Origin of the sequence: Cronbergia sp. UHCC 0137 (assembly GCF_034932285.1) — a bacterium.
Taxonomy (GTDB): Bacteria; Cyanobacteriota; Cyanobacteriia; order Cyanobacteriales; family Nostocaceae; genus Cronbergia.
Map to the genome: position 1 here is coordinate 43,503 of NZ_JAYGHC010000028.1, position 10,018 is coordinate 53,520.

Here is a 10,018-nt window from a genome sequence, read left to right on the forward strand (position 1 = left end):
GGAAAATTGTTCATCTCTATAGGAAAATCGTTCATCTCCACAGGAAAATCGTTCAGTTCCAATCACCCATCACCCATCACCCATCACCCATTACCCATTACCCATTACCCATCACCAATATGAAAAAATAGTCTTGCCAATTGAACTTTTTTATAGTATAATAGATTTATACCTAATTAGTAATTTTACTTAAAATAATATTTTTATTTAATCTCCATCTGTTATCATGGCAATTTTTACAAGTTGTTAAAATATTTAAGTCCCCAATGCGCCTGGGTGCTACCAATTAACTACCAAAGGCATTGAAAAATTTTATCCATGTCTTACGAACCCTTACACCATAAGTATCGCCCCAAAAGTTTTGCTGAATTGGTGGGTCAAGAAGCGATCGCACTTACTCTCACCAACGCCATTCGTTCATCAAAAATCGCCCCCGCTTATTTGTTCACAGGCCCTAGAGGTACAGGAAAAACATCCAGCGCTCGCATTCTCGCCAAATCTCTTAATTGTCTTAAAAGTGACAAGCCAACTGCTGAACCCTGTGGGGTTTGTAATGTTTGTCAAGGGATTACTAAGGGCTATTCCCTGGATGTGATCGAAATCGACGCAGCTAGTAATACTGGTGTGGATAATATCCGCGAATTGATTGAAAAAGCCCAGTTTGCCCCTGTGGAGTGTCGTTATAAGGTTTATGTGATTGACGAGTGCTTAACAGGAGATTCTTTAATTCTGACAGAAAAAGGACTGATCCGCATTGACAACCCAAATATTCAAGGTGAAAAAGTTCTTAGTTATAATGAGGTACTTAATAAGTGGGAATTTAAGCGAGTTATTCGGTGGTTAGACCAGGGAAAAAAACAAACCTTGGTCATAAAAACAACTCATCGAGAAATCAAATGTACTGCAAATCATTTAATTAGAACTGATCAAGGATGGATAGCAGCAAAGGACGTAAAAGAAGGAGTGAAGATACTATCCCCTGTGAATGTGGATGCGGAACTTTCATTTACAAATTTGGAGACGGTAAAATCTGTCCACCGCGCTGGAATTGAACCAGTATACGATCTTGAAGTTGAAGACAATCATAACTTCGTTGCTAATGGTCTTTTAGTGCATAACTGTCATATGTTAAGTACGGCAGCGTTTAATGCGCTATTAAAAACTTTAGAAGAACCACCTAAACACGTAGTCTTTGTATTAGCCACAACCGACCCCCAGCGAGTTTTGCCAACAATTATTTCTCGTTGTCAGAGGTTCGATTTTAGACGGATTCAGTTAGAGGCGATGGTTGGACATTTAAGTGCGATCGCTCTCAAAGAGAATATTAACATTGCTGCCGATGCCCTGACCTTAGTAGGCCAAATTGCCCAAGGAGGATTACGGGATGCAGAAAGTCTACTCGATCAATTAGCTTTAATCACTGGACAAGTTACACCAGATCAAGTTTGGGATTTGGTCGGTTCAGTTAGCGAACAAGATTTATTGATACTATTGGAAGCGATCGCCCAAGATAAAGCCGAAATTGTCCTCGATTCCACCCGACAAATCCTAGATCGCGGTAGAGAACCCCTCATCATTCTCCAAAATCTCGCAGCCTTCTATCGTGATTTATTAATCGCCAAAACCGCACCCAATCGCCAAGATTTAGTCACCTGTACCCAGCAAACCTGGACAGCATTAGTTAATTTTGCTCAAAAATTAGAAACAAGCACCATCTTATTAGGACAGCAACACCTACGCACTTCAGAAGTACAAATTAAAAATTCCACCCAACCCCGTTTATGGTTAGAAGCCACACTACTCGGATTATTACCTAGCGCCAATATTCAGTACCAAGCCCCATCTGTTCCCCAGCGAGTTCAACAAGCCGCACCATCTCCGACTCACTACCCACCAGCATATTCTCAACCACCCCAAAATTCCGCACCACCAGCATATTCTCAACCACCCCAAAATTCCGCACCACCAGCATATTCTCAACCACCCCAAAATTCCGCACCACCAGAACCTGCGGCAACTCCAACACCACCTTCACAAGAAATAGTTGAAGGATCAGAATATGACCTAACACAAATTTGGCATCAGGTACTTGCTAACCTCCAGCCAAAATCTCGACAAGAAATGTTACGTCAAATGAGTTCTCTTGTTGGGTTCGATGGTAATGTCGCTCGTATTGCTATCAAACAAGCATGGTATGAAAAAGGTAAATCTGATTTAAATAATATTACCGCCGCTTTCCAACAGACTTTTCAGCGTCAAATTCAGATCAATATCGAAAAATTAACTTCTGCAACTCCTATCTCAGCTAAAAAGAATCCACCAGCACAAGATTCTAACCGTGTTCAACAATCACCAGCGCCTAATTATCATCAACAAATTCCTCAGCCTGTCGCCACACCTCAACCAGCACCAACCAGAACAGAGTCTGTAGTTAAAAATACAGCACCAGTACAAACTCTACCGCCACCAATGCCAACACCTTCATCAAATTGGGAAAATGATGATGTTACCCATGCTGCTGAAAGTCTGGCAAAATTTTTCTCTGGGGAAATCATCCGCTTTACAGATGATAATTTAACCTTATCTGATCCAGTAGCCACATCAGACGTTGAAGTTTATGAATACGATGATGATTAAACTTCTTGCAAAAGTCGTGATTTTTAAATTCTTCTTTGCGCCTTTGCGCCTACCCTTCGGGATATGCCTCCGGCACGTTACACGAACGCGAAGCGCGATTGCGTGAGCTTTTCAAGAATATTCTTGACTACACCAAAGTATTTATGCAAGAGGTCTATTAGAAATGGGGCTGAGGAGAAATTATAGCAGGAGTCAGGAGTATAACCCTGTCGTAGCCGGACTTACATCATAAATTGATGTCTTAAACACCTTGTCCAGTGCTATATCTCTCCCTTTCCCCTCTTTGTCCTTTAAATTTCTTCGGACCCTGTGTGTACAGTTTTTACCCATTTCAGACGTTTGGGACGTATGGACATCCGGGCAGTGGTGCTACTCATTATTACTAACCAGTGCAACATATATAAACTGCCGCGTAGGGTTTGCAGCAGTATCAGAAAATAAGTAGAAACTTTAAATTTCTGCTCTTGTCGTATCCGCTTTAAACCAGCAAACATCCCCACCACTGACATAGTGATGGATAAACCGGTAACAGAACTTAACATGGGTGGACGATGACGAGCGATCGCCATTAATAAATCCGGTATCGCTGCTGTAGGTAAGATATACATCGTCACCATAAACAACAGTAAATCCCAGCTTTTGGCCGTTCCCATGGGGTTTTTGAGTATCAAATCCCAGTAATCTAAATATCGTTGATAACCACCTTCTGCCCATCGGTTGCGCTGATGCCACAGTGACACAGCCGTGGTTACTCCCTCTTCTTCTACTGGGGGAAAGAACATACATTCAATATCCCAGTTATCTAGATGGAGACGCAGGGTTAAATCCAAATCATCGGTAATGGTTTCTTCATTCCAGCCGCCACAACTAGCTAAAGCTGCACGACGGACAAATTGACCATTGCCTCGCAGTTCACCAATGCCACCAATGGTAGTTCTTTGTTGTTGTAACCAGGTATCAAGTGCCATTTCTGCCATTTGTCCCTTAGTCCAAAAATTTTCTTTGGCGTTAGCGATCGCTTTCCTGACCTGTACAGCCCCAACTTTTTCTTTTTGAAATAAAGGAACTACTTGGAGTAGTAAGTCAGATTGCACTTGGGCATCAGCATCAAATACAGCAATTATTTCCCCCTTGGTTAGGGGTAGCACTTGATTTAAAGCCCCAGATTTGCCTCCTAAAGCGTCAGGAGAACGCCTGAGTACCTTGAGTTGATTGTATTCTTGCTCTAGTTCTGCGAGTAACTGCGGCGTTTTGTCGGTGCTGTTATCGTCAATAATCCAGACTTCGTAATCTCCATTTGGATATTCTAGACTACAAAGACTCTTGACTAATCGGCCAATAACTGCTTCTTCATTTTTCGCTGCTACCAACAAAGAGACAAAGGGCAAATCTCCCTGTATTTCCTTTGGATGATGTCGGGGTCTAGCAAACACAACCACCAAGGCATGGATGCCCATTAAAGTGGTCAGTCCCAGGACAAATATAGAACCCCAGGAAATTAGATGTAGAGCGATCGTTCCACTCCAGACTACAGTTAAGACTAGAGCAGCTTTGCGTCTACGTCCTTGAAACCGCGATGATGGTAAAGATTCGTCATTCGTCTCTACCTCTGGCTCTTCTTCTGCCGATAGGTCGGATAATAAAGAGTTGAGCGGATCAAGCTCATTGTAAGAGTCGTCTTCGGTCCATGAATTCACCGGTGCCATGTTACTTGATTGAAAAACCAGTATTTAACTACACCGCTCTCGGAAACTTACTCAAATCTACGATAAACAGATTTAATGTTCAGTTCCTACTTAATTGGGAGCATACAAGCTATTATCGCTTACAGAGTTGAGTAGATCCCATTGAAAACTTGTAAATTTTCCCGTCGGTTTGACCAATAATTCTTTAATGGTACAAAACCCCAGATTTATTACTGGAATTAATCCAAAATCTAAAATTGGGAATAAACGAACCACAGAGGCACAGAGAACACAGAGGAATAACGGTTTGAGTTATATTTTGCGTAAGTCCTATAAAATTGTTTGACAGCCACTTGGCATAATTTTTCTTTCCCTCTGTCGTAGGTGAAAGAATAGTCTTATATTTGACAACAAGAACAAAATTATTTTTCAATCCCCCAATCCCCTTTGAGGAATATTTAAAGATGTCTATTGACAAACTCAAGGCTGCAAGCCAAGACCAGGTTAGTATGTATCTACCTTACATTCAAGGTAGTAGTAAGCGGACTTTATTACCCTATGCCATTAGTCTCCATCAACAGGGTGTGGTTGAGGGACACCGAAAAATAGAAGGTGGGGATAATATTCCGTTTGTGATTACTTGGAACGTTGCCAGCTTACCTTCAGATTTAACCCGTTGTCGTATCCAGTTTGCTGGTAATGCTGAATTAAGTTACGAAGTGATGATGACCAGTTTTGAGTACATTAATTTTTTAATTGAACTGATGGAAAACTACAAACGCAGTCGTTTAACTGATTTTTCTCAATCTTTTTACCGTAAACTCCTACGGATAGATGAAGTAAGTTAGGTAAGAATTGAGGAGTCAGGAGTCAGGAGTCAGGAGTCAGGAGTCAGGAGTCAGGATATTTATGAAATCAGGAGTAGAGAGAAGTTAGAATATTCTCCCGGATAAAACTCTTTCGCCATTTCTCCCAGCCTACCATCAGAAAACACTAAAATTGATCAACACCTAACTGGGTTCAACAGATATTTAAAATTAGGAGTGTATGGCGTGCCAAAATCTGTTAAATATTTGCTGATTGGATCAGTTGAGACTTACAGCGGTAAATCAGCCACAGTTTTAGGTTTGTCTCATCAGCTACAGCAAAGAGGGCTAGATATTGCCTATGGCAAACCACTAGGAACTTGTTTAAATATCTCTGCTGGAACTGTAATAGAAGAAGATGTACAGTTTATTAGCCACAGTCTGAACCTCCCGGAAAACCGAGTTTTACCGACTTTATTGCCTTTAAACGAGGTTACTATCCACAAGCGGTTACGTGGTGAAGACAAAACCAACTATCAGCAGTCTCTAAAACAGGAGTATTTACAGCAATCTCCAGGGGATTTAGTTTTGCTAGAGGGGGCTGCTAATCTCTCAGAAGGTAAATTATTTGATTTATCTTTGTTGCAAATAGCTGAAGTTTTAGATGCGGCGGTGTTATTGGTGGGTCGCTATGAATCTTTACTTTCCATTGAGGGGTTGTTGTCTGCTCAACAATGGTTGGGCGATCGCTTAATAGGTGTAGTCATTAATCAAATTCCCGTAGAACAGCTAGAATCGGCTAACTCTCTGTTACGCCCATTTTTAGAACAACAGGAAATTCCCGTACTGGGAATGTTGCCAAAAAGTGATTTGCTTTGCAGTGTCAGCGTGGGCGAATTGGTCAAGCAATTAAAGGCCGATGTTCTCTGTTGTAGCGATCGCCTAGATTTATTGGTAGAAAGTCTAGCCATTGGCGCAATGAATGTCAACTCAGCCGTCAAGTATTTCCGCAAACGCCGAAATATGGCTGTAGTCACAGGGGGCGATCGCGTGGAAATTCAGCAAGCCGCTCTAGAAACTTCTACTCAATGTCTCATCCTCACCGGCAAACTACCACCACCAGCATTTATTCTCAACCGGGCTGAAGAACTGGAAATTCCAATTTTATCAGTAGATTTAGATACTCTCACCACGGTAGAAATCGTCAATCGCGCCTTCGGCCAAGTCCGTCTCCATGAGCCAATTAAGGTTCAGTACATCACTCAATTGATGACTGAGCATTTTGACATTGACCGTCTGTTATCTCAAATAGGATTAAACCCAGCGGCGGCTTTGTCATAGAATCATAACCTGATCAAGTTACCTAAATTACCACTAAATTCTTAGCGTAAATCCTAACCTTTGATTCAACAACAAGTAACAGTTTCAGGCCAACAATTCAGTCACTGAGCAAATATATTGATAAAACGTAGCAATATGTAACTCTAGTTGGCTTCTCTTCTACACGCTCTTTGGTAGAATATCTGGGTTGTTTAATCTCATCACCTCCATCTTTGAGCCAGTCTACAGACCTAATTAACCTTGATACATTAGCGCAAGAACTAGCAACAATTCAGCAAACAGGTTCTAAACGAATCGCCTTGCTAGGTTCTCGTCATGTGCCGATTACCCATCAGCATTTGATTGAAATGATGACTTATGCCCTAGTTTTATCGGGCAATCGCATCATCACTTCTGGCGCTACAGGAACAAATTCTGCTGCCATCCGGGGAGCAACACGGGCTGAACCAAATTTATTGACGGTAATTTTGCCCCAAAGTTTAGAACGTCAACCTCAAGAATCTCGCCAGCAATTAGAGCAGGTGATGCACCTTGTGGAAAATCCTAGTAATGACGATCTTTCTTTGGCTGAAGCGAGTTATTTATGCAATAAAGAAATTGTTTCCCGTTGTCAACAACTGATCTGCTTTGCATTTCACGACAGTCAGACTCTGCTACAAACCTGTAAAGATGCAGAAGAACAAAGAAAAGTGGTGACACTCTTCTACTTTGACTAAAGTGGAACTTAGTCCACGCAAAGCTAATGGTACAGATCGTCAAATTGCCAAGGGGTAAGGGGTGGTGAATATTCTAAATTACCCCTTACCCATTCACCTGTTTATTTTCCCTGCTCAAATTCACTCGTTTTTAGCTTAATGTCACTATTCCCACTACCTATACCTGTTATTTTTTTGTACGCGATCGCTGCCGCAGCAGTTCTAATTTATCTACCCTATTTATTGGTAGCCTATGCCCGTGCGCGTATTGGCTATGATATATATGCTCCCCGCGCGATGTTTGATCAGTTGCCACCCTATGCCCAAAGAGCTTTCTGGGCGCATGAAAATTCCTTCGAGGGATTTATGGTTTTTGCTGCTGCTGCCCTCATGGCATACATCACAGGTGTGGATTCTCCTCTGGCTGGCATGGTAGCGATCGCCTTTCTCTTTGCCCGTTTGTTATACTCGATTTTCTATATTTTGAATATACCCATCTTGCGTTCTCTCATGTTTGGCATTGCTTCTTTTAGTTCCGGCACTCTTTTCTATCTGAGCATCATGCACAATTGAAGAAGGCAGGAGTTGAAAGGCAGGAGGCAGGAGGCTTTTTTAGAGAGGGATTCAAACCCACTTCTAATTGAAGACCGCCAAATCACAAGATTGTGACTCTTGACTTATACTAAAAACGGTTGGGACATGGACTTTTACAAAATTACGAAAAACCCAGATTTGTAGGGGTTTAGCATGCTAAACCCTTACCCACAGAATCAAATGATTAAGCCGTGTTTAGTATAAACCCAAATGGTCGTGGCAAAAAGGCTTTATTCTTAATTAAAAATTTTACCTTCTGCCTCGCTCAAAGGGCTATTAATGAAGCGGTAATAAGCAAGAGTTTACCCCATTTTTCCTAAGTTCTAAATTCAAAAATTCTCTATGGCTTCAAATTTTTCTTTTGATATTGTGAGCGACTTTGATCGCCAAGAATTGGTCAACGCAATAGATCAAGTAGTGCGAGATATCAAAGGCCGTTACGACCTCAAAGATACCCAAACTACCGTCGATTTAAGCGAACAAACCATCACTATTAACACCGACAGCGAATTTACTCTAGAAGCTGTCCATACTGTCTTGCGGGAAAAAGCCGCCAAGCGTAACATTTCCCAAAAAATCTTTGAATTTGGTAAAATTGACTCGGCCAGTGGTAATCGTGTCCGTCAAGAAATCACCCTGAAAAAAGGTATTAGTCAGGAAATTGGTAAACAAATTTCCAAGTTGATTCGTGATGAGTTCAAAAAGGTGCAAGCCTCAATTCAAGGTGATGTTGTTCGCGTAACTGCCAAATCTAAAGACGAACTGCAAGCTATCATCCAACGACTCAAGCAGGAAGAATTGCCTGTGGCTTTGCAATTCACAAATTATCGTTAATTAAGGGAACAGTAGGGTGGGCATTGCCCACCAAAACCCACCAAAACACTCCTACTGTTGCCTACAAGTCACTAAAAAACTAACCACAGAGGCACAGAGTTCACAGAGAAATGAGGTTTGGCGTAAGTCCTGCCTAAGAACGTCCACCGATGGTTTTTTGATAAGCTGGACGCTCGGAAATTTGGCTGATGTAATTTAATACGGCTGGATAGGCGCTTAAATCGAGTTTTAGCATGATGGGAATATAAGCAAGAATAGATCCCACTGCTACATCAGCCACAGTGAAGTCATCACCCAGTAAAAACGGTTGTTTGCCGAAAATTTCATTTAAAGCACTCAATAACCGGGGGGCTTCTTTTTCCCGATTAACCTCAACGAAAATTCCTGTAGCCAAGGTAGAATTAGCAAATATTACCCATTGGCTAAATATCCCTCTTTGTTCTAATGAAAATGGCGTTTTGCTATACTTTTCAGCTAAATACAGCAAAATTGCCCCTGATTCCCACAGTAAAAAATCACCATCAGCGATCGCTGGAACTTTACCTATTGGGTTAATTGCTAGATACTCAGGTTGACGGTGTTCACCTGCTTGCATATCCAGAATTACAAATTCATAAGGAACTGAGAGTTCTTCAAGATACCATTGGACAATTGATGCCCGACTCCGAGCGCCACCGTAAAGTTTCAGCATAGTTACCTAAAAATTAAAGGACTTTGTGAGTATGAGAATGTTGCTTAACGTTGTCTTCTTTACTGACAACCCTGGCAGCGTTTAATACACGCTTACGTTCTATAGAATAATTGAAATCGGTCTTAGTTGTACCAATAGGAATAAATTCTTGGGCAGATTTACGGCGTTTGTAGGTGCGAGCGGCTGAAAAGGCTCGAAGTATAAATTCATCTCCAAATTGTGCCGATTCTGGAAAGCCATTTGGTAATAATAATTGCTCACCATCCCATAGAGATCCTAGAGTTGTCGCATAAGCCATTTTATAGGATGTAGGTATACCTTTTAAAATTGCTTCTAATGCGGCTGAGGGAATAGGTTCTATCACTTCAATTTGATGTACTTCCCCATCATCTTTAAAAAAGCAAGTAGCCAAGCCAATCATAATGTAATCATCGGCTTCTAAATCGGGAGCATCGGAATAGGAAATTGTTGTTGTCATCAGTAAATTTACTTGATATTTATTAAAGTTTGGGAAATAAAGTGACAGAAACAAAAGGAAGAAAGATTATATCTAATTACCTATTACCTGTCACCCATTTATTTAGTTTAAGAGATTTGTGGTAATTATTTCAGGAATTGGACTTGGGGATGAAGTATACATTATGAGGTTTAAGGCTCAATAGATAAAGTCGTTGAAACAATAAGTAGGGTTTGATGAAAAAGTCTTTTCATTAGGGCTAGGAGTCAGGAGTCAGG

The 10,018-nt window shown here is 41.2% G+C and carries 9 protein-coding genes; 6 read left to right on the top strand and 3 right to left on the bottom strand.

Features of this window, described 5'->3' with window-relative positions:
- Positions 1-318 precede the first annotated feature (318 nt).
- Entirely contained in the window at positions 319-2,637 is a 2,319-nt protein-coding gene (gene dnaX / locus VB711_RS15710; RefSeq protein WP_323287072.1) for a DNA polymerase III subunit gamma/tau, read from the top strand.
- A gap of 290 nt (positions 2,638-2,927) precedes the next feature.
- Here the strand turns inward: dnaX and VB711_RS15715 are convergent, their stop codons facing one another.
- Positions 2,928-4,343, bottom strand: a complete 1,416-nt coding sequence (locus VB711_RS15715; protein ID WP_323287074.1) for a glycosyltransferase family 2 protein — start codon at positions 4,341-4,343, stop codon at positions 2,928-2,930.
- A 443-nt stretch (positions 4,344-4,786) separates the two neighbouring features.
- On the opposite strand from VB711_RS15715, the gene ebsA reads away from it, so the two are divergent.
- From ebsA to VB711_RS15740, 5 genes are all read left to right on the top strand, one after another.
- Positions 4,787-5,170, top strand: coding sequence for a type IV pilus biogenesis protein EbsA (gene ebsA / locus VB711_RS15720; RefSeq protein WP_323287075.1), 384 nt, complete (start codon positions 4,787-4,789; stop codon positions 5,168-5,170).
- Between the two features lie 204 nt (positions 5,171-5,374).
- Positions 5,375-6,469 (top strand): phosphotransacetylase family protein, encoded by a 1,095-nt coding sequence (locus tag VB711_RS15725; protein ID WP_323287076.1) that lies wholly within the window; start codon positions 5,375-5,377, stop codon positions 6,467-6,469.
- A gap of 212 nt (positions 6,470-6,681) precedes the next feature.
- Positions 6,682-7,185 (top strand): DNA recombination-mediator protein A, encoded by a 504-nt coding sequence (locus VB711_RS15730; protein WP_323287113.1) that lies wholly within the window; start codon positions 6,682-6,684, stop codon positions 7,183-7,185.
- A 138-nt stretch (positions 7,186-7,323) separates the two neighbouring features.
- On the top strand, positions 7,324-7,737 hold the full coding sequence (locus VB711_RS15735) for an MAPEG family protein (RefSeq protein ID WP_323287077.1): 414 nt from the start codon (positions 7,324-7,326) through the stop codon (positions 7,735-7,737).
- Between the two features lie 363 nt (positions 7,738-8,100).
- On the top strand, positions 8,101-8,592 hold the full coding sequence (locus tag VB711_RS15740; RefSeq protein WP_323287079.1) for a YajQ family cyclic di-GMP-binding protein: 492 nt from the start codon (positions 8,101-8,103) through the stop codon (positions 8,590-8,592).
- 133 nt (positions 8,593-8,725) lie between these two features.
- On the opposite strand, the gene VB711_RS15745 is transcribed toward VB711_RS15740, so the two are convergent.
- Positions 8,726-9,283 carry a glutathione S-transferase family protein gene (locus VB711_RS15745; RefSeq protein WP_323287080.1) on the bottom strand — a complete coding sequence of 186 codons (558 nt, stop codon included), beginning with the start codon at positions 9,281-9,283 and terminating at the stop codon, positions 8,726-8,728.
- 13 nt (positions 9,284-9,296) lie between these two features.
- The gene (locus VB711_RS15750) at positions 9,297-9,761 is read right to left on the bottom strand and encodes a hypothetical protein (protein ID WP_323287081.1); all 465 of its coding nucleotides are present in this window, start codon (positions 9,759-9,761) and stop codon (positions 9,297-9,299) included.
- Between the last annotated feature and the right edge of the window lie 257 nt (positions 9,762-10,018).